A 22987-nucleotide genomic window follows, 5' to 3' on the forward strand; every position below is an offset into this window, starting at 1 on the left:
GAGAGGCCCGTGAAGGTCGGCTGCATCGGACTCGGCGACATCGCGCTGAAGGCCTATCTGCCGGTGCTGGGGCTGCAACCGGGGCTCGAACTGCACCTCCAGACCCGGACCTCCGCGACGCTCCACCGGGTTGCCGACAGTCTGCATCTTCCGCGGGAGCAGCGGCACGGGGGCTTGGACGTGCTGCTCGCGCAGGACCTCGACGCCGCCTTCGTGCACGCGCCCACCGCCGCCCATGCCGAGATCGTCGCGCTGCTGCTGGAGGCGGGCGTGCCGACGTACGTCGACAAGCCGCTCGCTTACGAACTCGCCGACTCCGAAAGGCTGGTGCAACTCGCGGAGCAGCGGAACGTGACCCTGGCGGTCGGCTTCAACCGGCGCCACGCACCCGCGTACGCGCAGTGCGCCGACCATCCCCGCGAGCTGATCCTGATGCAGAAGAACCGCGTCGGACTGCCCGAGGAACCCCGCATGATGATCCTCGACGACTTCATCCACGTTGTGGACACCCTGCGGTTCCTGGTGCCGGGCCCGGTGGACGACGTGACGGTGCGCGGCCGGGTCGAGGACGGGCTGCTGCACCACGTGGTGCTCCAGCTCTCCGGTGACGGATTCACCGCGCTCGGTGTGATGAACCGGCTGAGCGGTTCGGCGGAGGAGATCCTGGAGGTCTCCGGGCAGGACACCAAGCGGCAGGTGCTGAACCTGGCCGAGATCGTCGACCACAAGGGCCAGCCCACCGTGCGCAGGCGCGGGGACTGGGTGCCGGTGGCCCGGCAGCGGGGCATCGAGCAGGCCGCGCTGGCCTTCCTGGACGCGGTCCGCACGGGCGAGGTGCTCAGCGCCCGTGACGCACTGGCCACTCACGAACTGTGCGAGCGGGTCGTTGCCGCGGTGCGGGAGCCCCCCGTCGCACTCTGAGCGCCCGGAACCCCTCCGCCGCGCACAGCCCGGCCAGGACCAGCAGGGCCCCGTGCAGCGGCCAGTCGCCGAAGCGGACGTACGGGGTGACGCCATGGCTGAGCGGGACGGCGAAGACCTCTGTGGCACTCCGGTCGGTGCCGAGCCAGGAGCCGACGCGCTCGCCGCTCGGACCGTAGACCGCGGAGACGCCGGTCAGCGTGGCGTGCACCATCGGGCGGCCGGTCTCCGCGGCGCGCAGCGCGGCCAGCGAGGCGTGCTGCTCCGGCGCCCAGCTGTGCTGGAAGGTGGAGGTCGAGGACTGGGCGAGCAGCACCTCGGCGCCGTCCTGCGCGAGATGGCGGCTCATGTCGGGGAACGCCGACTCGAAGCAGACCATGGGGCCGACGCGCAGTCCGTGCCCGACGTTCATCACCACCTGTTCGGAACCGCGCCTGCGGTCCTCGGCGGCTGCCCTGCCGACGGAGGTGGCCCAGCCGAGCATGGACCGCGCGGGTATGTACTCGCCGAACGGGACGAGCCGCATCTTGTCGTAGCGGTCACCGGTCGGGCCGTCCGGGCCGACCAGCACGGAGCTCTTGTATATGCCGGGGTGGTCGGAGCGGCGCGCGTCGACGTTGACCAGGATGTCGGCCTTCACCAGCCGGGACAGGTGCGCGATCCGGGCGGCCAGATCGGGCCGCCGCGCGAGGTCGAACCCCACACTGCTCTCGCCCCAGACGACCAGGTTCACGTGGCTGCCGGCCAGCTCGCGGGTCAGCTGCTCCTCGCGGGCGAAGCGCCTCATACCGCTGTCCGCCCCGTTGACGATCCCGGGCTGCACGACCGCGATGCGCATCTGTCCGTCGAGGTCCGGGCGTGGCGACCAGACCCAGGCGGCCGATGTCGCGACGGCCGCGGCCACGAGCCCGGTCACGGCCGTGACGCGCGCCGCGCGCACCGAGACGAGCACGGCGACGGCGACGTTGACGCCCACCACCAGAAAGCTCAGCAGCCACACCCCGCCGACCGAGGCGAGCCGCAGTGCGGGTGCCACCTGCCACTGGCTCGATCCGAGCAGCCCCCAGGGGCCGCCGAGGGCCTGCCAGGAGCGTATGAGCTCGACCATCAGCCAGCCGGAGGGCAGCACGACAAGGGCCGCGGCGACCCGCCTCGCTGTGGGCACCCCGGCAAGGAAGCGCCGTACCAGCCAGCCCCAAGGGGCCCACAGAGCGCCCAGGAGGGCGGCGATGACGAAGGTGAAGACGTTCAGATTCGGCAGCAGCCAGTGGTGCACGGCGAACATGAAGCCGAAGCCGCCGAGCCAGCCGTCGTAGCGGGCCTGTTTTCCGGTCGGGGCGGTGCGCAGCAGCAGAATCCACGGGACCAGACAGACGTACGCGAACCACCACCAGGACGGTGCCGGGAAGGCGAGCACCGGCAGAGCACCGGCGAGCGCAGCGGCGACACCCCGTCTCCAGCGGGAGGCGAGCCAGTCGCTGGGCATGGTCATTCGGCGCGTCCCTCCCCAGAGCATGTCTCCAGTGTGCGCGCCGCGGACGATCTCCGACAGGGGGCGTGGAGGTGTGCGGGAAGGGGCTCGCTCAGGCGCCGGTGTCCTCCTGGTGAGGGCCGGGGTGGGGGAGCGGTGTGCGGCGCCATTTCTCCTGGACGACCACTTCGCGCAGCCGCCAGCCCTCGCCCGTGCGCAGGAAGGCGAACGTGTACCGGCCGCCGCAGACGAAGTCCGGCTCGGCGGGACCGCCGTCCCTTCCCGCGAACCGCATGGGGTTGACGTAGTCGGCCTGGACCCCGGCGGTGTCGCCGACGTCCTGTTCCCGCACGCCGAACCGCAGCCGCCGGTTGACGATCAGGTGCTGGCGCATCGGAAACAGCCGCATGGTCCCCGCCAGCCATTCCGCGACCTGCCCGGCGTCTCCCTCGATGCCGCCGGCGGAGCGGTAGTCGGCGCGGCCGTCCGCGGTGAACAGTTCTCGGTAGGAGTGCCAGTCACCGTCGTCCACGGCCACCGCGTACTCGGTGACGAGGCCGTCGAGCGCCAGCCGGTCCATCAGGGTGGCGAGCTCCACACGCTGGGTCATCGGCTCAGTGTTGGGGACGGGGGGCGTGCAGCCAAGGGGTGTGCGGAGGGTTTAGGGGCGACGGTGACCACGTCGCCCGGTGAACGATGCCGGGAGCGCCGGCCCGATTCCGGCGGGCCGGCGCTTCCGGTGCTGGTGGGGGCCCCTCACCAATCGCCCTGGTTGATCACCCGGAAGCTGCCGACCGTGGCATTCTCGAAGAACGCGCCGCCGGCGAAGGGGAAGCCGCCGTTGGAGAGCCCTTCCCCGTACGCGCCGTCCTGGTTGTTGTTGGTCACCACGCCGAACGTCCTGCCGTAGGGGCCGACCGTGGCGACCGGGCCGCCGTTGTCGCACGTGAAGCCGCGGAAGACCTCGATGGTCTTGTCGCTGTCGTTGTCGACGCTGAAACTGGTGGAGCCCAGTCCGCTGGCCGCGACGATGCAGCCGGACGAGTAGGCGGGGTACTCCCGCTCGTTGAAGTAGATCCGTCCGACCCTCTTGTGGTCGCCGCCACGGTCACCGCGGTCGCCACCGTTGTCGCGGTCGCCACCATTGTCGCGGTCACCACCGTTGTTGCGGCCGCCCCCGTTACCGCGGTCCTCGTTTCCGTAGTTCCCGCTGTTCCCGTAGTTCCCGCTGTTCCCGTTGTTCCCGTTGTTCCCGTTGTTCCCGTTGTTCCCGCCCGAACTGTCGCCGCCGTTGGGAGCGGTCGCGGGGGCAGCGGCGGCCTCGAGAGGAGCGGCCATCTGGACGGACGGTTTCTTGACCGCCTTGTGGGCAGCCGGGGCCGCGCGCTTGGCGGACGGCGCAGCCTCGACGGATTCGTTGGTCGAGGCGTAAGTGATGCCGGTCGTGACCAGGACCGCCGCGCTCACGGCGGCGGCGGTCACGGCGAGAGTACGCGTGCGCATATCAGTTCTTTCTGTCGCAGAGACGCCGGCCGGGCAGCCGATCTGCGATGAAACTACTGATAGCCTCTTTTAGTTTCATGCCGGACATGTCCGACGAGTGAAGCGGGGGGGCCGGGCGGGTACAAAGGGGGCGCTCGCGGCGTGTCGTTGCGCGCTTCTCCATGTCTGTCGTGCTGTCAGAACGCGTGCCGGAACCGGATTCGACTGTGCCGCGGCACCGGTGCCGGACGAGTGGCCGCCTCTCGCCGACGGGATGTCTCTGCCGTCCGCGATCGTGCGCGCTCGCTCGGCAGGGGGACACATCGCTTGGCGGGTATCTGTGCCGCGACGTGTGTGCGTCTCGTGGCCGGCGGGCGCGATCCGGCCGACCCTCGCGCGGTCAGGCCGCTTCGATCACCTTGTCGCGCATCGCCGCCGCCCACTCCACGACCAACAGCTCGTACTCCGCGCGCTCCTGGGCCGACAGGGAACCGCCCGCACGCAGCCACAGCGCGCGAATCCGCGCGTTCAAGTCCTCGGCAGACCGTGCGGAACCAGGGCTCAGTGAGTCGGGGGACATACCCACAACCCTAGGGGCAAGGGCTGACAGCGCGCTACCGACCGGCTACGCGACCGGTATGTGGTTGGTCACGGTCGTTTCCGCGGAGGGGAGTTGGGGGTTTCTGTCGCTGCCTCAGATGAGCCCACGGGTGCAGTCCGGCCGAAGGCGGGGGCCTGGGTGTGCGGACGCGGCGGGCTGATCCGCAGAAGTCGTTGTACGGGTCGGGGAAGCCACCAGTTGAGGCGGTTGGAGGGTGAAACGAGGGAGAGGAGGCCTGGGCGCCACCGCCGAGTCGCGCCCAGGCCGTCCCGCCCGAGCGGGGGCAGACTCACGACGAGGAGTGGGCCTGTCCCTGCACGTCGGCGCCCGCGGGCTTCCCCCCGGAGTGCGGGCGCCTTGACCCCCGCCCGGGGTCACTCTCTCCAGCGGGCGGTGCGACGGGAGTGTCACAGGTGACGACGGATGGCCACAAGATCGGCACCTTTGTAGAGGCGCCGATGCGTGGCCATCACGCGAAAGCGCAGAGACCGCGCGTCAACGCTCGGCACGCCGCAGCCGCTGAACATCGCGCGGCAGGCCGTCACGTCGCAGACGGTTACGCACTGGATCCGGTCAGCCCGCGGACTCGGCCGCGTGCGGGCTCAAAATTCCCGCGCTGACCAGGGCGATGATGAGCACGCCCAGCGCGATCCGGTACCAGACGAACGGCATGAAGCTCTTGCTCGAGATGAACCTCATGAACCATGCGATGACCGCGTAGCCCGAGACGAACGCGATGACCGTCGCGAACAACGTGGGCCCCCAGCTCACATGTCCCGCCTCTGCCGCGTCCTTGAGTTCGAAGGCGCCGGAGGCGAGCACGGCCGGGATGGCGAGCAGGAAGGAGTAGCGCGCCGCGGCCTCGCGCCGATAGCCGAGGAAGAGGCCGCCGCTGATCGTCGCTCCGGAGCGGGAGACGCCGGGGATCAGGGCCATCGCCTGGCAGGCGCCGTAGATCAGGCCGTCCTTGATGTTCAGGTCCTGGAGCGACTTGCGCTGCTTGGGCGCCCGGTGCCGGCCGCCGGTCTCGTCGCGTGCCGCGAGGCGATCCGCGGTGCCGAGGATCAGGCCCATGACGATCAGCATCGTCGCCGTGACCCGCAGATCGCGGAACGGTCCCTCGATCTGTTCCTTGAGGGTCACGCCGAGCACGCCGATGGGTATCGACCCGACGATCACCAGCCAGCCCATCTTCGCGTCCTGGCTCCGCCGCATCGCGCTGTCGGACAAGGAGCGGAACCAGGCCGAGACGATGTTCGCGATGTCCTTGCGGAAGTAGATCAGCACCGCCGCCTCCGTGCCGATCTGGGTGATCGCGGTGAAGGCCGCCCCGGGGTCCTCCCAGCCCGCGAACGCCGCGGTCAGCCGCAGATGTGCGCTGGAGGAGACGGGAAGGAATTCGGTCAGCCCCTGGACGAGCCCGAGGACGAGGGATTCAAACCAAGACATGAAGTGAAGGGGTCCAAGCGCTGATCGTAAAGGCGGCGACGGGCACACCCGGGGCGCGGCTGCCGTGGTGCAGCCGGCGATCAAGTGTTCCCGGCAGCGTAGCGCCCCGGGATGACTCGCCCTTCACCGGGGCTTTGCCAATGCTTGGGGCAGTCGGGTGCCGCCCCACGGGTCTGGACCGTGTCCGCCTGCCGCAGAGGGCCGGTCGGCGGTGTTGACCGCCCTCACGAACGGTGCTTTCGTTGCAGCCTGGGGAAAGCGCTTGCCGCGAGTCCTCGGAAGACATCACGCGTTGGCCAACGTCTGACATCACGTCCGATGGAGCGCTGATCACGGTCATGCCCACAGCCCGCAACGCGTCCGCGGCCCACCACCTCACCAGCCCGGGGACCACCCCGGTTCCCCATCCCGGCGACGCTGTGCGCCGGGCCACCGGAACCGAACGGAACCCGGAGCCGAGCCCGGACCGCCCGGCGCCGGGCCCGTTCGCCGGCCGCTGTATCCGGGCCGCTCTGGTGGGAGCCGGTGTGATCGCCCGCGGCTCCCACCTGCCCGCGCTCGCCCGACTGGCCGAGGAGGGTGAGGTCGAGGTGATCGCCGCCGTCGACATCGACGCCGTCGCGGTCGAGCGGCTGTGCACGGACGGCGGCATTCCGCACCCGTACACCGACCTGGAGCTCATGCTCGAGGAGCAGCGGCCCGATCTGGTCGGCATCTGTACTCCGCCCACCCTGCACCGGGAGCAGGCCGTCGCCGCACTGCGGGCCGGTGCCTGGGTGTGGTGCGAGAAGCCGCCGGTGGCGACGCTGGCGGACTTCGACGCCGTCGAGGCGGCGGAGGGCACCGGGGGCGGCCCGTACGCGGCGATCGTGTTCCAGCACCGCTTCGGGTCCGGCGCCCGGCACGTCAGGCGGCTGCTCGCGCGGGGGGCCATGGGCCGTCCGCTGGTGGCGCACTGCCAGACCACCTGGTATCGCAACGCCGCCTACTACGCCGTGCCGTGGCGGGGGCGCTGGCAGACCGAGGGCGGCGGACCCGCGATGGGCCACGGCATCCACCAGATGGACCTCCTGCTCGACCTGCTCGGACCCTGGAGCGAGGTGCGGGCGATGGCCGGGCGTCTGGTGCACGACGTGGAGACCGAGGACGTCTCCACGGCGCTCGTACGGTTCGAGAACGGCGCGCTCGCCACGGTCGTGAACAGCGTGCTCAGCCCGGACGAGGTCAGCCGCATCCGCATCGACTGTGAGCGGGCCACCGTGGAACTGACGCATCTGTACAGCCACTGCAACGACGACTGGCGCATCACCCCCGCCCCCGGCGTCTCCGGGGATGAGGTCGCCGCCTGGCGGGACTTCGGACCGGACGTGCCGAGCTCGCACCTGGCGCAGCTGCGCGACCTGGTCGCGAGCATGCGCGCCGGCGAGCGGCCGCGCAGCAGCGGCGCCGACGGGCGCACCAGCCTGGAACTGATCACCGCGCTGTACAAGTCCGCCTTCACCGACACCACCGTCCGCGCCGGCGACGTCGGCCCGGGCGACCCGTACTACACGGCCCTGCACGGAGGCGCGCCCGGCTGGGCGCCCGTCGTGACCGAGGCGTCGGGGACGGCGCCGAGGAAGGAAGTGCCCGCATGACCTCGACCCTGCGCATCACGCACGCGCATGGCGACCGCATCGGGATCTCCGCACCGGCCATCGGCGTCGAGCTGTTCAGCTACGTCTACCGGCCCGAGGCGGCCTGGGAGGCCCCCAAGCCGTATCTCCACCCGATCCGGACCCTGGCCGGCGACGTCGTCACGGACTACCGGCCGAACGACCACCGCTGGCACAAGGGCCTGCAGCTGACCGCCTCACATCTGTCCGGGCAGAACCTGTGGGGCGGCAACACCTACGTGCACGGCGAGGGATATCTCGCGCTGCCGGAGTGCGTCGGCTCGATGGCGCACGTCGGCTTCGACGAGGTCGGCGCGGACAGCGGCCGTGCGGTCATCGCCGAGCGGCTCACCTGGCACCCGTACAGCGGGGAGCTGTGGGCCGACGAGGAGCGCCGTATCGAGGTGCACGACGTCGACACGGCGACCCGGTCCTGGGCGCTGACCTGGACCTCCGCGATCACCAACCGCCGCGCCGAGCCGCTCCTGTTCGGCAGCCCGACCACGGTGGGGCGGGAGCTGGCCGGCTACACCGGGCTGTTCTGGCGCGGACCGCGGGCCTTCCGGGACGGACGGGTCCTCGGGCCGGACTCCGAAGGGCCCGGAATGATGGGCCGGCCGGCGTCCTGGCTCGCGTACACGGGGGAGCACGACGGCACCGACGGGCACGCCACGCTCGTCTTCGCGCACGCCCCCGAGAACGACCACCTCGGAGAACGGGGCACCCACCCCGCCCACTGGTTCGTCCGCAACGACCCCTTCGCGGCCGTGGCCCCTTCCTGGGCGTTCTACGAGGAGTTGGAGCTGGCGCCGGGCGACACCCTGCGACGCCGCTACCGCGTTGTGGTGGCGGACGGCGCATGGGAGCGTGAGGAGGTCGTCAAGTACTTCGAGGAGCACCCGTGGTGAGCGCCGGGGAGTTCACGGGCCTGCCGGGCGCGGTGGCCGTCTCGCACCTCACCGTCTACGACTGGCCCGCCGCCGACGGCGTGTGCGGTGGCACGCCCCATCTGCATCTGACCTGTTCGGAGGCGTACGTCGTCACCAGTGGGCGCGGCGCGGTGCAGACGCTGACGACGACCGGGTACCAGGTCACACCCCTGGCGCCCGGAACGGTCGCCTGGTTCACACCCGGGACCGTCCACCGGCTGGTCAACGAGGACGACCTGCGCATCACCGTGCTGATGCAGAACAGTGGGCTCCCGGAGGCGGGCGACGCCGTGCTCACCCTGCCGCCCGAGTACCTCACCGACTGGCAGACGTACGCCGCCGCGACCGCGATCCCGGCCGACGCGCCGGAGGAGGAGCAGGAGCGGATCGCCCGGGCACGCCGCGATCTCGCCCTGGCGGGCTACCGGGCGCTGCGCGACGCATCGGGCCCGGAGGCGCTGGCCGCGTTCCACCGGGCCGCCGCGGCGCTCGTACGGCCGCGCCTGGCCGAGTGGCGCGAACGGTGGCTGCACGGTGCCGGGGCGGCCGCCGCGGCCACGGGCGAGCAACTGGACCGCCTGGAGCGCGGTGACGTCTCCCACCTCGCCGGCGCGGTAGTCCAGGCGCAGCAGCCGTCCGCCCACGGCAAGTTCGGGATGTGCGGGCGGCTGAACACGTATAAAGAGACGTTCTAGTCGCGGGCCAGGCCGCTAGGCGGCGGCCGGCCCCGACACCGTCCAGCCCGGTGCCTGCGGGTGCGGCGTCTGGCTCCCGTGACGGACCTCCTCGCCGCAGGCGGAGCAGGTGACGACCGGGACGAGCTCGTTGCCGCAGGCGTGCTCGATCACCATGGGGCGATCGTCCTCCTTCCGGAGATGACGGTCGCCCCACGCCATGAGCGTCATCAGGACCGGCTCCAGCTCCAGGCCGGCCGGCGTGGGCCGGTACTCGAAGCGCTGCGGGCGCTCGCTGTACATCCGCTTCGTGAGGATCCCGGCGTCCACCAGCCGCTTCAGACGTGCGGCCAGGATGTCGCGGGGGGCGCCGATGTTGCGCACGAGCTGGTCGAAGCGCCCGTTGCCGAGGCACGCCTCACGCAGGACGAGCAGGGAGTACTTCTCGCCGACGAGCGCCAGAGCGTCGGCGATCGAACAGGGGCGCGGGTCTTTGGGGGCGGCCATAAGCCCAGTCTAGTCGTGGGTTTGTTTTTCCAACTCTCGGCGTTATGGTGGAGCCAGATTTGCTACTCACCGGTAATCACCGCACCGGCACAGGCCGGGCAAGGAGGACCGCGCCATGCGCGACGCCGTGATCGTCGAAGCCGTACGTACCCCGGTGGGCAAGGGCAAGCCGAACGGTGCCCTCGCCCATGTCCATCCCGTGGAACTCCTCGCGCACACCCTGCGCACCTTGGTCGAACGCTCCGGCATCGACCCCGCGCTCATCGACGACGTCATCGGCGGCACCGTCGACCAGGTCGGCGAGCAGGCCATGAACACCACCCGGTACGCGGTCCTGTCGGCGGGCTTCCCGGAGACGGTGCCCGCGACCACCGTCGACCGCCAGTGCGGGTCCTCGCAGCAGGCTGTGCACTTCGCCGCCCAGGGCGTCCTCTCGGGGGCGTACGACATCGTCGTGGCCTGTGGTGTGGAGTCCATGAGCCGGGTACCGATGTGGTCGAACGTGCCCCCCGGCAAGGACCCCTTCGGCCCGGGCGTCGCCGCGCGCTACCCGGACGGCCTGGTCCCGCAGGGCATCAGCGCGGAGCTGATCGCCGCCAAGTGGTCGATCACCCGCGAGGAGATGGACGCCTTCGCCGTCTCCTCGCACCGGAAGGCGGCGGCGGCCTGGGACGCGGGCTTGTTCGACGCCGAGACGGCCCCGCTCGAGGACCTCACGCGCGACGAGTGCATCCGGCCGTCCAGCACCCCCGAGATCCTCGCCGGGCTCAAGCCCGCGTACTACGACCCCGGATTCGCCGAGCGGTTCCCGCAGATCGAGTGGAACGTCACCGCCGGCAACGCGAGCCCCATCAACGACGGTGCTTCGGCCGTGCTGATCACTTCCAGCGAGACCGCGGCGCGCCTCGGACTGCGCCCGATCGCCCGGCTGCACAGCTTCGCCGTGACCGGCTCCGACCCCGTGCTGATGCTCACCGGAGTCATCCCCGCCACCGAGAAGGTGCTGCGCAAGGCCGGTCTGGCCGTGGACGACATCGACCTCTTCGAGGTGAACGAGGCCTTCTCCAGCGTCGTGCTGGCCTGGCAGCAGGAGACGGGCGCCGACCTCGCGAAGGTCAACGTCAACGGCGGGGCCATCGCCATCGGCCACCCGCTGGGCGCCAGCGGCACGCGTCTGACGACCACCCTCGTGCACGCGCTGCGCGCGCGGGGCGCGCGCTACGGCCTGCAGACGATGTGCGAGGCGGGCGGCCTCGCCAACGCGATGATCCTGGAAACTCTCTGATCCTCAGTGGCCGCGCAGGTGGTGGCGCTTGCGCCAGGCCACGAACGCGCCGATCAGCGTCGGCACCGCGATGGAAGCCACCGCGATCAGAAAGATCGGCGAGGTGGGCCTGGCGGCCCGGGCGCCGGCGACGACGTAGGCGGCGGTGTTCGGTATCGAGCCGAGCGCCGTCGCCAGCAGATAGTGCCCCCACCGCATCCGGGAGACGGCCGCGCAGTAGTTGACCGCCCAGAAGGGCAGCCCCGGGAACAGCCGGGCCGCCAGCATCGAGCGAAATCCATGCCGGCTGAGCAGCCCATCCGCGGCCTTCAGCACGCGGCCGCGCAGGAGCGGCCGCAGGGCGTCCTGCCCGAGCACCCGGCCGAGCCCGAAGGAGATCCCGGCCGCGAGCACGGTGCCCGCGACAGCGGCCCCCGTGCCCAGCGCAGAGCCGAACAGCGCGCCCGCCGCGAGGCTCAGCAGCGGGCGCGGTACGAACGCCGTCGCGCACAGCCCGTACGCCACAGCGAAGAGGACGGCAGCGGCGGCGCCCCCGAACTGGTGCGGCCAGCCGTGCGTCAGCAGCTTCTGCGGCTGGAACAGCAGCACGCAGGACCCGGCAGCGGCGAGCAGACCCAGCAGCAGGCACAGCCGCGACCAGGGCGAGAGCAGCGCTCTTGTGCAGCGGGCGGCGAAGCCGAGGGGTACGACGACGGCAGCGACCTGCCCCGAGGCCGCGTCCGCGGCGACCAGGGGCGGGACCGTTGTGTCGAGTTCTGCGGCGGCGAATTCCGTGGCGGCGGCCTGGGCTGCGGCCGTGGCGGTGCCCCCAGAGCGGGTGGTGGCATCGGGCATTCCGCGACACTAACCGACCGATGTGTGCGAAGGCCGTATGGTTCGTCTCATGGGCGTCACAGATTCCGGAATTCACTGTGGACAGTTGGCGTCGCCGAACAGCGTTCTCGCCGACGCGGTGTTGGAGCGGCTCACCGATGTGTATGCTGCCGCCGCGGATCCGGAGCGGGCTGCCGCGATGAGTGCCTACATGAAGGACGTCGCGCCCTTTCTCGGTCTGCCCACGCCCGTCCGCCGGACCCTCTCCCGCAGCGTCCTGGAGGGCATCCCCCGTCCCGACGAGGCCGACTGCACCGCGCTCGCACTGCGCTGCTGGGCGCTTCCGGAACGCGAGTACCACTACTTCGCCGTCGACTTCCTGCGCAGCAACGTGCGCCGGCTGTCCCCCGGATTCCTGCCCGTGGCACGCCATCTGATCTCCACGGTCCCCTGGTGGGACACGGTCGACGCACTCGCCTCGCATGTGGTGGGAGGTCTTGTGACCGCCGCTCCCGAGCTGCGGAGCGACATGGACGCGTGGATCGAGGACGACCACCTGTGGATCGCACGCACAGCCCTCCTGCACCAGCTGCGCCACAAGGAGGCGACCGACACCCGCCGCCTCTTCGCGTACTGCGTACGGCAGTCCGGCCACCCCGACTTCTTCATCAGGAAGGCGATCGGGTGGGCCCTGCGGGAGTACGCGAAGACTGACCCGGAGGCCGTGCGGGAGTTCGTGGTCTGGGAGCGCTCGCGGCTCTCCCCCCTGTCGGTGCGGGAAGCACTCAAGAACCTCTGATCCGTCCTGCCCCGGGCGTCCCGCCGAACTCGCCCTCCGGGAAAACCATTCGACGCGGGCCGGTCCTTCGACGACGATCTACAACATGTTCCGGTACGCCTTCGTCCTCGCAGCATCCGCAGTCGCGGATGCGCCGAAGGCTGCCGTCCCGATCCTCGTGGCCGCAGTCGACGGCGCCCGAAGCTGACCCTCCCCGGATCGTCCGGCGGACCCCGCAGGGGGAGGGTCGGCACGTCCTCGGGGTCCCCGTCCCGGCCGTCCACGCGACACCGGGGCCATCACTCGGCATCACGGAAGAGGCTTCGAGGTACAGCCATGCCCAAGACGGCATACGTGCGCACCAAACCGCATCTGAACATCGGCACGATGGGGCACGTCGACCACGGCAAGACCACCCTGACCGCCGCCATCACCAAGGTCCTCGCTGACCGCGGCGCCGGCGGCAGCACCCGTTACGTACCCTTCGACCGGATCGACCGGGCCCCGGAGGAGGCGGCGCGTGGCATCACCATCAACATCGCGCACGTCGAGTACGAGACGGACACCCGGCACTACGCGCACGTGGACATGCCGGGCCACGCCGACTACGTCAAGAACATGGTCACCGGCGCCGCGCAGCTCGACGGGGCGATCCTCGTCGTATCCGCACTCGACGGGATCATGCCGCAGACGGCCGAACACGTTCTGCTCGCCCGGCAGGTGGGCGTCGACCACATCGTCGTCGCCCTGAACAAGGCCGACGCTGTCGACGACGGCGAGGACACCGTGCTGACCGACCTCGTCGAGTTGGAGGTCCGCGAACTGCTCACCGCGCAGGGCTATCCCGGAGACTCCGTACCGGTGGTGCGGGTCTCCGGGCTCAAGGCCCTTCAGGGCGACCCCCGTTGGACCGCGGCGATCGACGCGCTGCTCGACGCGGTGGACACCTATGTCCCCATGCCGGAGCGGTACCTGGACGCGCCGTTCCTGCTGTCGGTGGAGAACGTGCTCACCATCACCGGCCGCGGCACGGTCGTCACGGGCGCCGTGGAGCGCGGCACGGTCCGTGTGGGCGACCGGGTCGAGGTGCTCGGCGCGGGCGTGGAGACCGTGGTCACCGGTCTGGAGACCTTCGGCAGGCCCATGGACGAGGCGCAGGCCGGCGACAATGTGGCGCTGCTGCTGCGCGGGGTGCCGCGCGACGCGGTGCGCCGCGGGCACATCGTCGCGGCGCCCGGCAGCGTCGCGCCGAGCCGCCGCTTCTCGGCGCGGGTGTACGTCTTGTCCACCCGGGAGGGCGGCCGTACGACCCCGGTTTCGACCGGTTACCGGCCGCAGTTCTACATCCGCACCGCGGATGTGGTCGGGGACGTCGACCTCGGTGAGACGGCCGTCGCCCGGCCCGGCGACACGGTCACCATGACCGTGGAACTGGGCCGCGCTGTCCCGCTGGAGCCCGGCCTCGGCTTCGCGATCCGCGAAGGCGGCCGGACGGTCGGCGCCGGGACGGTGACAGCCGTGGAGTGAGGGGCGTGTGAGCTCCAGGGGGAACCGCGGACCGGTCCGGTCCGCGGTTCCCCCGCCCCCTGCACAGGGCGAGGAGCGGCGCCGGCCCCCCGGCCCGGCACAATGGCACCGTGAGCGACTCCATACCCGTGATCCGCACCGTCGACCACGGCACCGCCAAGCTGATGCCCGACGTGGACCGTGAGCGGGCCTGGCTGCTGACGGTGGACGAAGCGCCGCAGTCGTACGTCGATCAGGACGAACCGACGCATCTGGAGTTCGAGTACACGCGCCGGCTCGGCCATGCACTCGACACGCTGGCGGAGCCGGGCCGGCCCCTGGAGGTGCTGCACCTCGGCGGAGGCGCGCTCACGCTGCCCCGCTATGTCGCCGCGACGCGGCCGGGCTCACGGCAGGACGTCGTCGAGGCCGACCGGGGACTGCTGGACCTGGTCGTGGAGCACCTGCCCCTGCCCGACGACGCCGGCATCACGCTGCACGCGGCGGACGCCCGCGGCTGGCTGGAGACCGCCGCACCGGACACCGCCGATGTCGTGATCGCGGACGTCTTCGGCGGCTCCCGCATCCCCGCGCACCTCACCACGGTGGCGTACGCACGCGCCGCGGACCGGGTGCTGCGCCCGGACGGGATCTATCTGGCCAATCTGGCCGACGCCGCGCCCTTCGCCTTCCTCCGGTCCCAACTCGCCACCTTCGCGGCGGTCTTCGAGCAGCTCGCGGTCATCGCCGAGCCCGGCGTGCTGCGCGGCCGCCGCTTCGGCAACGCCGTGCTGATCGCGGCCCACCGGCCGTTCGACGTGGCACCGCTGGCACGCCGCACCGCCGCGGACGCGTTTCCCGCCCGGGTCGAACACGGCGCGGGGCTGCGGGACTTCATGGGCGGAGCCGAGCCGGTGCACGACGAGAACGCGGTCCCCTCGCCGGAGCCGCCCGACGGGGCCTTCACCATCGGCTGACCGACCGCCGGCAGCCCGCAGGGTGCCACGGTCGCCGTGGCACCCGGTGTGCGCGGGCTCAGGACGCCGTCGGGTCGCCGTGCAGGCGTACCGTGCTGAGGATCTTCGCGATCGTCGCGTCCGGGATCTCGTCCTTCACGCCCGTGGCGCCGTAAAGGCTCCACGCGACGAAGTCTCCCGCGGAGTTCTTGAAACCGAACGTGACGGCCTTGCCGTCGGATGCGCACTTCCCCTTCTGGGGCGTGTTCTTGGACCGGGCCCAGGCGATGCTGCCCTTGATACCGGACGCCGTCGTGTACGCCTTGGCCTTCTTGTCGTACGTGACGCTCTTCTTGTCCGGCTGCGTGTAGCCGCCGTACACCCACCAGGCCACCTGGTTCACGGCGACCTCATCCGTGGTCTTCGCGCCGTTCGCGCCCTTGGTGCCCGCCGCGGCCAGCGCCTTGTCGTCCGGCCGCCCGTCCTTGTCGTCGTCCGAGGTGCACCACTTCTCCTTGAGGAATGCGGGTGCGGACATGGTGATCAGAGGCTTGCCGTCGGCCTTGGCACTGTCGTCCTCGAAACCGATCAGCAGCCCCGGCGACTTGACGTCCCAGTCCGGCGGTACGTCAAAGGCCGTGCCCCACTTGGGGTTGACGACGACCTTCCAGCCGGCGACGGTCGGCTTCTCGGTCTCGGTGCCGCGGGGGTTCTCCGACGCGGGCGCCGAAGGCGTCGTGCTCTGCGAGGCGCTGGGCGACGGCTTCGTGTTGCCCCCGGCGTTGTCGTCCTTGCCGTCGTTGCCGAGGACCAGGAAACCGGTCACCCCGGCGGCCACGACCACGGCCGTGGCCGCACCGATCGCGACGTACTTGGTCCGGTTCCCGCCGCCTCCGCCGCTCGGCGGCTTCGGCGCCCCCATGGGCGAGGGCGTCCCCCACTGCTGCGCACCGGGCTGCTGATACGGGTTCGGCTGCTGGTATCCCGGCTGCTGGTACGGGTTCGGCTGCTGGTAACCCGGCTGCTGATAGGGGTTCTGGTGCTGCGGGTTCTGCTCGCCCCCGGGCGGCTGCTGTCCTGGCCACATGGACGGTAACCCTAGTGCGGCCTGTGGCACGTTTGGGTCACCGCGCATCGTCAGACCCGTACCGGAAGCGGGAGTTGAGGATTCCGGCCCCGGCCCCGGAACGGATCAGGGTGACTTGGGCCACCACGTCGGCGGGGGGCACACCGGGGCGTGGTGGCCGGTACCCACACGCCGGTGTTCCGTACCGATCCGGAATTCCGACGGTGGAGAAAGCGCCTGGCCCGAGGCGCTTCACCCGGGCCAGGAACGAGGGAAACAGCGGGGTGGCCAGGAGCCCTACTCGTCGGTAACCTCGTCCCCATGACAATCAACAGCGCCTCGATGGGCGAGATGCTTGCCGCCACGGTCCCCATGGTGCGCACCCTGAACCTGGAGTTCGTCGAGGTGACCCCGGAGCGCGCCGTGCTCCGGCTTCCGGACCAGCCGGACTACCACAATCACCTCGGCGGTCCCCATGCGGGTGCCATGTTCACCTTGGCCGAATCCGCCAGTGGCGCCATCGTTCTCTCAGCCTTCGGCGATGAGCTCTCCCGAGCGGTGCCGCTCGCGGTGCGGGCCGAGATCGGCTACAAGAAGTTGGCCATGGGCCCCGTGACGGCCACGGCTACCCTGGGGCGCCCGACGGCCGAGGTCATCGCGGAACTCGACGCGGGCACGCGGCCGGAATTCCCGGTGAGCATCTCCATCCAGCGCGAGGACGGGGCTGTCACGGGCGAGATGACGGTTGTCTGGACGCTGCGGCCGAACGGCTGAGGGTTTTGGCTGGAGAAACCGCGCTCCCTGGCTTCGCTGCTCTGAGGCCAGGGAGCGCTCAGGGAGATCATTGACGAAGCGCCCGCGAATCAGGCATCCATCGCCGTCCGACCCCGGCATCATGTGCGCATAGATCTTGAGCGTGATCGACGGGTCCGAGTGCCCCAGCCACTTCGACACCGCCACCACCGACTCCCGGGCGCCCAACTGCACCGAAGCGAACGTGCGCGAGTCGTGGAAGCCGTCGTCCGGCGAAACCGCATGCTTCGTGCGCGGCCGAGCCCTGCTACCGTCCGATCGCCGCGGCTGCGGTATACGCGCTTCCCGCACGGCGTCGAGCTGCAACTGCAGGTAGATGCCGACGGTCTCGTTCTCGACGACCTGCTCGTCCAGCCAACGCAGGATCGCGCGGAGACGCTCGGGATCAGGGGGCAGTTCGGGCATGGGGCCGAGCCCCAGGGCGGTATCGGGTCTGCCATGCTGAGCGCGACGAAGGAGGAGATCGTGGACGAGCCGCGCATCACCCTGGTCAGCGCCGACCTGCTCTCGAAGTGGGGTTTCCACGACGGCAGCGACCCCGACGAGTGGATCGACTACTGCGACAACAACGGTCTCGACTGGGCCAAGCTGGACTTCCCGCTCGTCGAGGTCGTCCGCCGCTTCCTTCTGCCGAAGCTGGAGCAGAACGTCACGGTCGTGGAGATCGAGACGAGCCACAACCCGATTCGCGTGGAGACGATCGACGGAGTCGACGTCAGCGAGTACTGGTGGCTGGAGAGCGACTCAGGCCCGAAGCTCACCCCGGAGTACGTCGACGTGCCGCTCTCGGAGGTGGCACGGATCGCGCAGGAGCTGGCCGCGTGACCAGCCCGAGCAATTCCACTTCACCCTGACCCTGGACGGCCGCCGCACATTCGTCTCCGCTCGTCTCTGCATCGCAGAGCCCTGAAGGCGCCCTGGGTCATGATTCGCGCTGGTGGCCGGGCTGCGGAAGCCAGATGACGGTTGTCTGGACGCTGTGGGCGAGAGCCGGTCTCAAACTTGGAGGTCAGACGGGATCGGTCCCATCCGGGGGCCGACCCCGCCGCAGAGCCTGACCCTCGGGGCGTCAACTGCACCACTTTCCATGAGAGCGTCGTGCCGGTGACCGAGGCCTGGGTGATCGCTGACGGCAGCACCGTCCCCGTGGCGTCCGAGGCGGTACCGGCGACTCTGCGGTCGAGGATCGGCAAAGGGCAGCTTGAGACGTGGCTGACCAGTTCGTACGGCCGATCGCTGGCCTTCGTGACGAACATCGAGCGCGCGATGGTGATGCTCCTCGGCGGCGAAGGCGATCCCGGCGAGCACGCTGTGCATCCAGGGGCCCCTGGGTGGAGTGAGGGGTTTCGTCCTCGCCAATGGGCAACATGACGAGTACCCGGACGAGGACACCGTGCCGAGCGGCGACGCGTTCAGGATCGTGGAGCACATCGTCGGCAAGGGGTCCTGGCCTCCGTACGCCCGATGGGTGTCCGATCGCTGACCGGCAGGCTGCCGCCGGGCCAGGACAAGCCAGACAAGGATGGCGGCGACGGCGAGCCCGCTGCGCAGGCGCTGACGCAGCCGGAACGTCCTTCCGCGAGGCGTCGTCGGGGGTGGCCGAACCGGTAGGCTTCCCGGGGGCCGGCCCGAGCGGGCGTGCCCACGGAGAACGCGGACGCGAATCGGAGAGGAACCGACTGTGCACGTCCAGGAATGGCTCGACACGGTGCCCGCGGTCGCCGTCTACGCCGTGGTGGCGCTGGTCATCGGCGTGGAGAGTCTGGGCATTCCGCTGCCGGGCGAGATCGTCCTGGTGTCTGCCGCGCTGCTCTCCTCCCAGCACAGCGGCATCAATCCCGTGATCCTGGGCGCCTGCGCGAGCCTCGGCGCCGTGGTCGGCGACTCCATCGGCTACGCCATCGGGCGCAAGGGCGGACGGCCGCTGCTCGCCTGGCTCGGGAACAAGTTCCCCCGACACTTCAGCGAGGGCCATGTCGCGACCGCCGAGCGCTTCTTCGAGAAGTGGGGCATGTGGGCGGTCTTCTTCGGCCGCTTCATCGCCCTGCTGCGGATCTTCGCCGGTCCGCTCGCCGGTGTCCTGCGCATGCCCTACTGGAAGTTCCTGATCGCCAACCTCCTCGGTGGCGTGGTCTGGGCCGGCGGTACCACCGCGGTCATCTACTACGTCGGAGTGGTCGCCGAGTCCTGGCTCAAGAAGTTCTCGTGGGTGGGGCTCGTAGCGGCGCTGCTCATCGGGCTCGCCTCGATGCTGATCGTGAGGCGCAAGGCGAAGAAGGCGACGCAGGAGAGGGAGGCGGCCGAACGGGAAGCCGTCCCGGCCGCCGAGTGAGGTCAGGGCTTCTCGTGCACGTCTCGATGCGCCCTTGCCAGGTCCGCGTACATCGTGCCGTTCAGCGTGACGACTTCGCGCTCCTCGGGCGTCAGTTCACGCTTGACCTTCGCGGGTACGCCCGCCACGAGTGAGCCCGGGGGTACGCGCATGCCCTGCGGCACCAGCGCCTGCGCCGCGACCAGCGAACCCGCGCCGATCACCGCGCCGTTGAGCACCGTGGCGCCCATCCCGACCAGGCAGTCGTCCTCGACGGTGGCGCCGTGCACCACGGCGTTGTGCCCGATGGAGACTCGCTCGCCGACGGTCACCGGGAAGCCCGGGTCGGCGTGCAGCGTGCAGTTGTCCTGCACATTGCTGCTCGCACCGACGGTGATCCGCTCGACGTCGCCACGGAGCACCGCGCCGTACCAGACGCTGGCGCCCGCGTGCAGCGTGACGTCTCCTATCACCACGGACGTGGGTGAGACGAACGCCTCCTGATCCACCTTGGGGTCCTTGCCGCCGATGCCTGTGATCAGGGCCTTGTGCGTCATCGCCGTCTCCTCGTGGTCGGTTCACCGGCACGGTACGCCATCGGTGGGGTGAAGATCACAGCCGTCCCTACTCATGAGTACCCCCGGCGCCGACTACGGTGTGCGGGTGCCCAGAAGCAAGAACACGTTCTCGTCATGGCGCCGCGGCCTCGCGCAGCGCGCCGTCCACGCGGGCTGGGCCTGGGCGCAGCGCCGGGGGGCCGTGACCGCGGAGCAGCCCGGGCGGTTCCGCTTCGGTGCGATGGGCGTGGGCACCAGGCTCGCCTTTCCGCTCGGCACCGTGTTCGGCGAACCCTGGATCCATCTCGGCGCGCACTGCATCATCGGCGAGCAGGTCACCCTGACCGCCGGGCTGATGCCCGATCTCGATCTCGGCCCCGACCCGATCCTGCGCATCGGCGACGGCGTCGTCCTGGGCCGCGGCAGCCATGTCATCGCCGACACCGAGGTCACCATCGGCAGCGACTGCTACTTCGGTCCGTACGTCTATGTGACCTCCACCAACCACTCGTACGACGATCCGCACCAGCCCATCGGCAAGCAGTGGCCGCGGATGGAGCCGGTGGAGATCGGCCCGGGGTGCTGGATCGGGACGGGCGCCGTGATCCTGCCGGGCGCCCGGATCGGACGGAACGTGGTGGTGGCGGCCGGGGCGGTCGTACGCGGAGCCGTACCCGACCATGCGGTGGTGGCCGGGGCCCCGGCACGGGTCGTGCGGCGCTGGACCCCCGATACCGGCTGGCAGCCGCCGCTGCGGACTCCCGCTCCGGTGCCGATACCCGACGGGGTCACCCCCGAGCAGTTGCAGGCGCTGTCGCAACTGGACGAGGGGGACATCGCCCGGCTCGCGGAGCTGGAGGCCGAGTCGTGACTCAGCCGGTGGCCAGCAGCACCGTGCCGACCAGCGCGAGGCCCGCGCCGGCCGCCTGCACAGCGCGCAGCCGCTCGCTGAGGAAGCCTCGCGCGGCGAGCGCCGTGACCACCGGGTAGAGCGAGGCGAGGACCGCGGCCACGGTCACCGGGCCGTGCTGGGCGGCGAGCGCGTAGGTGCCGTTGGCGGCCACGTCCGCCAGACCGACGAACGCGAGCGCGGGCAGCGAGCGCCATGGGAAGCCCTCGCCCGGGAGCGCGGCGGCACCGCGCCGCACGGAGGCGTACAGGGCGGCCCCGCCCACGGCGACATTGGTGACGCGCTGGACGAAGAGCGCCAGGAGCAGCCCGGTGACCGTGGTCGACGCCTCCGCGATCAGGGCGAACACCGTGCCGAAGCCGAGTGCCGCGACCAGCGTGAGCAGGATCGCGCGCCGCTGCACCGGCGCGCCTCTGAGCTGGGGCCCGCCCGCGAGCACCACCCCGGACAGGGCGACCGCGATGCCGGTGGCCTGCAGCAGCCCCGGACGCTCGCCGAGGACGAGCCCGACGCCGACGGGAACGGCCACGCTCAGGGTGGCGAGCGGTGAGACGACCCCCATCGGGCCCAGAGCGAGTGCCTGGTAGAAGGAGAGCAGGGCGATCGGCCCGACCAGGCCCGCGGCGAGCGCGAACCAGAGCCGGGGTCCCGCCTCGCCGAAGCCGCCGGTCGCCACCACGAGCGCGCCGAGGACGGTCGCGGCGACGGCCTGGGAGACGACGACCACGGTCAGCGCCGGAATCCGCCGGGTCAGCAGCCCGCCGCCGAAGTCGGCCAGGCCCCACAGGAGGCTCGTGGCCAGGGCGAAGAGTGCTGTCATGGACCGCCTCGCAGTACAGTTCAGTGAACGATCGGGTGCACCACACCATAGTTCATTGAATTAAACTCTGTCATACACAATATTGGACGGAAAGTGTCGGACCTCGACCTGCTGACTCAGTCCCTGGCGCGCAACGTCAAGCGCTGGCGTACCGAGCGGGGCTTCACGCTGGAGGCGCTCGCCGCCCGCGCCGGAGTCAGCCGCGGCATGCTCATCCAGATCGAGCAGGCGCGTACCAATCCGAGCATCGGCACCGTCGTGAAGATCGCCGACGCACTCGGCGTCAGCATCACCACGCTGCTCGACTACGAGCAGGGCCCCAAGGTCCGCATCGTCCCGGCCGAGCAGGCCGTGCGCCTCTGGCACACCGACGCGGGCAGCTACAACCGCCTTCTCGCGGGCACCGAGGCGCCCGGACCGCTGGAGATGTGGGACTGGCACCTGATGCCCGGCGACCACAGCGCCTCGGACCCACATCCCTCCGGGACGGTGGAACTCGTCCATGTCACCGCCGGCGAACTGTCCCTCACGGTCGACGGCGTCCTCTACGTCGTCCCCACGGGTGCCAGTGCCTCCTTCGAGGCCAACACCCCGCACATCTACGGCAACGACGGCGACGGCCCGACGGAGATGGTGATGGCGATCTCGGTGCCGCCCGTGCGCTGAGACGCCCGTACGGCCATGGGCGTACGGCTGTTAGCGTGCGCCCATGCGCGCACCCATCGGAGACTTCGACAACGCCAGGCCCGCCCCCGACTGCCTCGACGAGCTCGCTCGCCCGGTGGCGGACGCCCTGCGCACTTGGACCGGTAGTGTGCCCGCCGAGCGGATCGTCTACGTCGACACCGAGCCCGAGTGGGCCGACACCGCGGTCTTCCTGGAGCACTACGGCAAGGACCTGCTCGACACGTCCGCCAACTGCGTGGTGGTCGCGGGCAAGCGCGGCAGCGAGACGACCCTGGCCGCCTGCATGGTCCTGTTCACCACTCGCGCCGACGTGAACGGCGTCGTCCGCCGTCAACTGGGTGCGCGCAAGGCGTCCTTCGCGCCGATGGAGACGGCGACGGGGGAGAGCGGGATGGAGTACGGCGGCATCACGCCGATCGGACTGCCCCGCACCTGGCCGGTGCTGGTGGACTCGGCGGTCGCCGACCTGCCGTACGTGCTGGTCGGCAGCGGTAGGCGCCGCGGCAAGCTGCTGGTGCCGGGCAAGGCGCTCGCCGAACTGGCGAACGCGGTGGTGCTGGAGGGGCTCGGCGTCTGACGGCCCTCCGGGCCGGCGCCCCCGGGTGTGAGCGCTGCGCCTGGGAGGACAGGGCCCGCCCGGCCTGGGAGAGGCTGCGTCGCCCCGGGCCGGGACCCTGGTGTGAGCGCTGCGCCTGGACAGGCTCGGCTGGCCCGGGAAGGGCCCATGGTGTGAACGCCCAGCCCGGGACAGGATGCGTACAACCCCGGGACGGGGCCCTGGTGTGAGCGCCCGCCT

The 22987-nt window shown here is 70.8% G+C and carries 25 protein-coding genes; 15 read left to right on the top strand and 10 right to left on the bottom strand.

Going from position 1 to position 22987, the window contains the following annotated elements:
- Positions 1 to 9 precede the first annotated feature (9 nt).
- Entirely contained in the window at positions 10 to 921 is a 912-nt protein-coding gene (locus ACWDA7_RS09130) for a Gfo/Idh/MocA family protein (protein ID WP_450603497.1), read from the top strand.
- Here ACWDA7_RS09130 and lnt read toward each other — a convergent pair.
- From lnt to ACWDA7_RS09155, 5 genes are all read right to left on the bottom strand, one after another.
- Positions 839 to 2413, bottom strand: coding sequence for an apolipoprotein N-acyltransferase (lnt, locus tag ACWDA7_RS09135; RefSeq protein WP_450603498.1), 1575 nt, complete (start codon positions 2411 to 2413; stop codon positions 839 to 841). The genes ACWDA7_RS09130 and lnt overlap by 83 nt on opposite strands.
- A gap of 91 nt (positions 2414 to 2504) precedes the next feature.
- Positions 2505 to 3002 carry a nuclear transport factor 2 family protein gene (locus tag ACWDA7_RS09140; RefSeq protein ID WP_450603499.1) on the bottom strand — a complete coding sequence of 166 codons (498 nt, stop codon included), beginning with the start codon at positions 3000 to 3002 and terminating at the stop codon, positions 2505 to 2507.
- A 146-nt stretch (positions 3003 to 3148) separates the two neighbouring features.
- Positions 3149 to 3895 carry a hypothetical protein gene (locus ACWDA7_RS09145; protein WP_450603500.1) on the bottom strand — a complete coding sequence of 249 codons (747 nt, stop codon included), beginning with the start codon at positions 3893 to 3895 and terminating at the stop codon, positions 3149 to 3151.
- 379 nt (positions 3896 to 4274) lie between these two features.
- Positions 4275 to 4454, bottom strand: coding sequence for a hypothetical protein (locus tag ACWDA7_RS09150; RefSeq protein WP_450603501.1), 180 nt, complete (start codon positions 4452 to 4454; stop codon positions 4275 to 4277).
- Between the two features lie 594 nt (positions 4455 to 5048).
- Positions 5049 to 5924, bottom strand: a complete 876-nt coding sequence (locus ACWDA7_RS09155) for an undecaprenyl-diphosphate phosphatase (protein WP_450603502.1) — start codon at positions 5922 to 5924, stop codon at positions 5049 to 5051.
- Positions 5925 to 6262: 338 nt separating this feature from the next.
- Here ACWDA7_RS09155 and ACWDA7_RS09160 point away from each other — a divergent pair, with 338 nt between their 5' ends.
- The 3 genes from ACWDA7_RS09160 to ACWDA7_RS09170 are packed head-to-tail and all read left to right on the top strand — an operon-like array spanning position 6263 to position 9203.
- Entirely contained in the window at positions 6263 to 7561 is a 1299-nt protein-coding gene (locus tag ACWDA7_RS09160) for a Gfo/Idh/MocA family protein (protein WP_450603503.1), read from the top strand.
- Positions 7558 to 8487 (top strand): DUF6807 domain-containing protein, encoded by a 930-nt coding sequence (locus ACWDA7_RS09165; RefSeq protein ID WP_450603504.1) that lies wholly within the window; start codon positions 7558 to 7560, stop codon positions 8485 to 8487. Before ACWDA7_RS09160 ends, ACWDA7_RS09165 begins: the two co-directional genes overlap by 4 nt.
- On the top strand, positions 8481 to 9203 hold the full coding sequence (locus ACWDA7_RS09170) for a cupin domain-containing protein (protein WP_450603505.1): 723 nt from the start codon (positions 8481 to 8483) through the stop codon (positions 9201 to 9203). Before ACWDA7_RS09165 ends, ACWDA7_RS09170 begins: the two co-directional genes overlap by 7 nt.
- 15 nt (positions 9204 to 9218) lie before the next feature.
- On the opposite strand, the gene ACWDA7_RS09175 is transcribed toward ACWDA7_RS09170, so the two are convergent.
- Positions 9219 to 9689 (bottom strand): winged helix-turn-helix transcriptional regulator, encoded by a 471-nt coding sequence (locus tag ACWDA7_RS09175; RefSeq protein ID WP_359398340.1) that lies wholly within the window; start codon positions 9687 to 9689, stop codon positions 9219 to 9221.
- A gap of 115 nt (positions 9690 to 9804) precedes the next feature.
- Between ACWDA7_RS09175 and ACWDA7_RS09180 the strand changes: the two genes are divergently transcribed.
- Positions 9805 to 10974 carry a thiolase family protein gene (locus ACWDA7_RS09180; RefSeq protein ID WP_450603506.1) on the top strand — a complete coding sequence of 390 codons (1170 nt, stop codon included), beginning with the start codon at positions 9805 to 9807 and terminating at the stop codon, positions 10972 to 10974.
- Between the two features lie 3 nt (positions 10975 to 10977).
- On the opposite strand, the gene ACWDA7_RS09185 is transcribed toward ACWDA7_RS09180, so the two are convergent.
- The gene (locus ACWDA7_RS09185; protein WP_450603507.1) at positions 10978 to 11808 is read right to left on the bottom strand and encodes a TVP38/TMEM64 family protein; all 831 of its coding nucleotides are present in this window, start codon (positions 11806 to 11808) and stop codon (positions 10978 to 10980) included.
- 49 nt (positions 11809 to 11857) lie between these two features.
- On the opposite strand from ACWDA7_RS09185, the gene ACWDA7_RS09190 reads away from it, so the two are divergent.
- From ACWDA7_RS09190 to ACWDA7_RS09200, 3 genes are all read left to right on the top strand, one after another.
- A complete protein-coding gene (locus tag ACWDA7_RS09190; protein ID WP_450603508.1) occupies positions 11858 to 12586 on the top strand; it encodes a DNA alkylation repair protein in 729 nt (242 codons plus the stop codon).
- 315 nt (positions 12587 to 12901) lie between these two features.
- Positions 12902 to 14092, top strand: coding sequence for an elongation factor Tu (tuf, locus tag ACWDA7_RS09195; protein WP_450603509.1), 1191 nt, complete (start codon positions 12902 to 12904; stop codon positions 14090 to 14092).
- 110 nt (positions 14093 to 14202) lie between these two features.
- Complete coding sequence (locus tag ACWDA7_RS09200) at positions 14203 to 15048, top strand: spermidine synthase (protein WP_450603510.1); 846 nt, start codon at positions 14203 to 14205, stop codon at positions 15046 to 15048.
- 58 nt (positions 15049 to 15106) lie between these two features.
- Here ACWDA7_RS09200 and ACWDA7_RS09205 read toward each other — a convergent pair whose 3' ends face one another.
- Positions 15107 to 16114 carry a hypothetical protein gene (locus ACWDA7_RS09205; RefSeq protein WP_450603511.1) on the bottom strand — a complete coding sequence of 336 codons (1008 nt, stop codon included), beginning with the start codon at positions 16112 to 16114 and terminating at the stop codon, positions 15107 to 15109.
- Positions 16115 to 16414: 300 nt separating this feature from the next.
- On the opposite strand from ACWDA7_RS09205, the gene ACWDA7_RS09210 reads away from it, so the two are divergent.
- From ACWDA7_RS09210 to ACWDA7_RS09225, 4 genes are all read left to right on the top strand, one after another.
- Complete coding sequence (locus tag ACWDA7_RS09210) at positions 16415 to 16867, top strand: DUF4442 domain-containing protein (RefSeq protein ID WP_450603512.1); 453 nt, start codon at positions 16415 to 16417, stop codon at positions 16865 to 16867.
- 477 nt (positions 16868 to 17344) lie between these two features.
- Positions 17345 to 17731 (top strand): hypothetical protein, encoded by a 387-nt coding sequence (locus tag ACWDA7_RS09215; protein WP_450603513.1) that lies wholly within the window; start codon positions 17345 to 17347, stop codon positions 17729 to 17731.
- A 511-nt stretch (positions 17732 to 18242) separates the two neighbouring features.
- Positions 18243 to 18389: a hypothetical protein gene (locus ACWDA7_RS09220; protein ID WP_450603514.1), complete on the top strand. Its 147-nt coding sequence runs from the start codon at positions 18243 to 18245 to the stop codon at positions 18387 to 18389.
- Between the two features lie 198 nt (positions 18390 to 18587).
- On the top strand, positions 18588 to 19238 hold the full coding sequence (locus tag ACWDA7_RS09225; protein WP_450603515.1) for a DedA family protein: 651 nt from the start codon (positions 18588 to 18590) through the stop codon (positions 19236 to 19238).
- Positions 19239 to 19240: 2 nt separating this feature from the next.
- Here the strand turns inward: ACWDA7_RS09225 and ACWDA7_RS09230 are convergent, their stop codons facing one another.
- Positions 19241 to 19774, bottom strand: coding sequence for a gamma carbonic anhydrase family protein (locus tag ACWDA7_RS09230; protein ID WP_450603516.1), 534 nt, complete (start codon positions 19772 to 19774; stop codon positions 19241 to 19243).
- Positions 19775 to 19880: 106 nt separating this feature from the next.
- Here ACWDA7_RS09230 and ACWDA7_RS09235 point away from each other — a divergent pair, with 106 nt between their 5' ends.
- A complete protein-coding gene (locus ACWDA7_RS09235; protein WP_450603517.1) occupies positions 19881 to 20645 on the top strand; it encodes an acyltransferase in 765 nt (254 codons plus the stop codon).
- Between the two features lies 1 nt (position 20646).
- Here ACWDA7_RS09235 and ACWDA7_RS09240 read toward each other — a convergent pair whose 3' ends face one another.
- Positions 20647 to 21504 carry a DMT family transporter gene (locus tag ACWDA7_RS09240; protein WP_450603518.1) on the bottom strand — a complete coding sequence of 286 codons (858 nt, stop codon included), beginning with the start codon at positions 21502 to 21504 and terminating at the stop codon, positions 20647 to 20649.
- Positions 21505 to 21597: 93 nt separating this feature from the next.
- Between ACWDA7_RS09240 and ACWDA7_RS09245 the strand changes: the two genes are divergently transcribed.
- Both ACWDA7_RS09245 and ACWDA7_RS09250 read left to right on the top strand, forming a co-directional pair.
- Complete coding sequence (locus ACWDA7_RS09245; protein WP_450603519.1) at positions 21598 to 22170, top strand: helix-turn-helix domain-containing protein; 573 nt, start codon at positions 21598 to 21600, stop codon at positions 22168 to 22170.
- Between the two features lie 43 nt (positions 22171 to 22213).
- Positions 22214 to 22768, top strand: a complete 555-nt coding sequence (locus ACWDA7_RS09250) for a YbaK/EbsC family protein (RefSeq protein WP_450603520.1) — start codon at positions 22214 to 22216, stop codon at positions 22766 to 22768.
- Positions 22769 to 22987: the final 219 nt, after the last annotated feature.

Source organism: Streptomyces sp. NPDC001156, assembly GCF_053598275.1.

What these genes read in the sequence shown, in the direction of transcription:
- ACWDA7_RS09215 (WP_450603513.1), top strand. Translation starts at nt 17,345, where the DNA reads ATGCTGAGCGCGACGAAGGAGGAGATCGTGGACGAGCCGCGCATCACC.
- ACWDA7_RS09240 (WP_450603518.1), bottom strand. Translation starts at nt 21,504, where the DNA reads ATGACAGCACTCTTCGCCCTGGCCACGAGCCTCCTGTGGGGCCTGGCC.
- ACWDA7_RS09190 (WP_450603508.1), top strand. Translation starts at nt 11,858, where the DNA reads ATGGGCGTCACAGATTCCGGAATTCACTGTGGACAGTTGGCGTCGCCG.
- ACWDA7_RS09160 (WP_450603503.1), top strand. Translation starts at nt 6,263, where the DNA reads ATGCCCACAGCCCGCAACGCGTCCGCGGCCCACCACCTCACCAGCCCG.
- ACWDA7_RS09250 (WP_450603520.1), top strand. Translation starts at nt 22,214, where the DNA reads ATGCGCGCACCCATCGGAGACTTCGACAACGCCAGGCCCGCCCCCGAC.
- ACWDA7_RS09185 (WP_450603507.1), bottom strand. Translation starts at nt 11,808, where the DNA reads ATGCCCGATGCCACCACCCGCTCTGGGGGCACCGCCACGGCCGCAGCC.
- ACWDA7_RS09180 (WP_450603506.1), top strand. Translation starts at nt 9,805, where the DNA reads ATGCGCGACGCCGTGATCGTCGAAGCCGTACGTACCCCGGTGGGCAAG.
- ACWDA7_RS09210 (WP_450603512.1), top strand. Translation starts at nt 16,415, where the DNA reads ATGACAATCAACAGCGCCTCGATGGGCGAGATGCTTGCCGCCACGGTC.
- ACWDA7_RS09165 (WP_450603504.1), top strand. Translation starts at nt 7,558, where the DNA reads ATGACCTCGACCCTGCGCATCACGCACGCGCATGGCGACCGCATCGGG.
- tuf (WP_450603509.1), top strand. Translation starts at nt 12,902, where the DNA reads ATGCCCAAGACGGCATACGTGCGCACCAAACCGCATCTGAACATCGGC.
- ACWDA7_RS09205 (WP_450603511.1), bottom strand. Translation starts at nt 16,114, where the DNA reads ATGTGGCCAGGACAGCAGCCGCCCGGGGGCGAGCAGAACCCGCAGCAC.
- ACWDA7_RS09230 (WP_450603516.1), bottom strand. Translation starts at nt 19,774, where the DNA reads ATGACGCACAAGGCCCTGATCACAGGCATCGGCGGCAAGGACCCCAAG.
- ACWDA7_RS09155 (WP_450603502.1), bottom strand. Translation starts at nt 5,924, where the DNA reads ATGTCTTGGTTTGAATCCCTCGTCCTCGGGCTCGTCCAGGGGCTGACC.
- ACWDA7_RS09150 (WP_450603501.1), bottom strand. Translation starts at nt 4,454, where the DNA reads ATGTCCCCCGACTCACTGAGCCCTGGTTCCGCACGGTCTGCCGAGGAC.
- ACWDA7_RS09140 (WP_450603499.1), bottom strand. Translation starts at nt 3,002, where the DNA reads ATGACCCAGCGTGTGGAGCTCGCCACCCTGATGGACCGGCTGGCGCTC.
- ACWDA7_RS09175 (WP_359398340.1), bottom strand. Translation starts at nt 9,689, where the DNA reads ATGGCCGCCCCCAAAGACCCGCGCCCCTGTTCGATCGCCGACGCTCTG.
- ACWDA7_RS09145 (WP_450603500.1), bottom strand. Translation starts at nt 3,895, where the DNA reads ATGCGCACGCGTACTCTCGCCGTGACCGCCGCCGCCGTGAGCGCGGCG.
- lnt (WP_450603498.1), bottom strand. Translation starts at nt 2,413, where the DNA reads ATGACCATGCCCAGCGACTGGCTCGCCTCCCGCTGGAGACGGGGTGTC.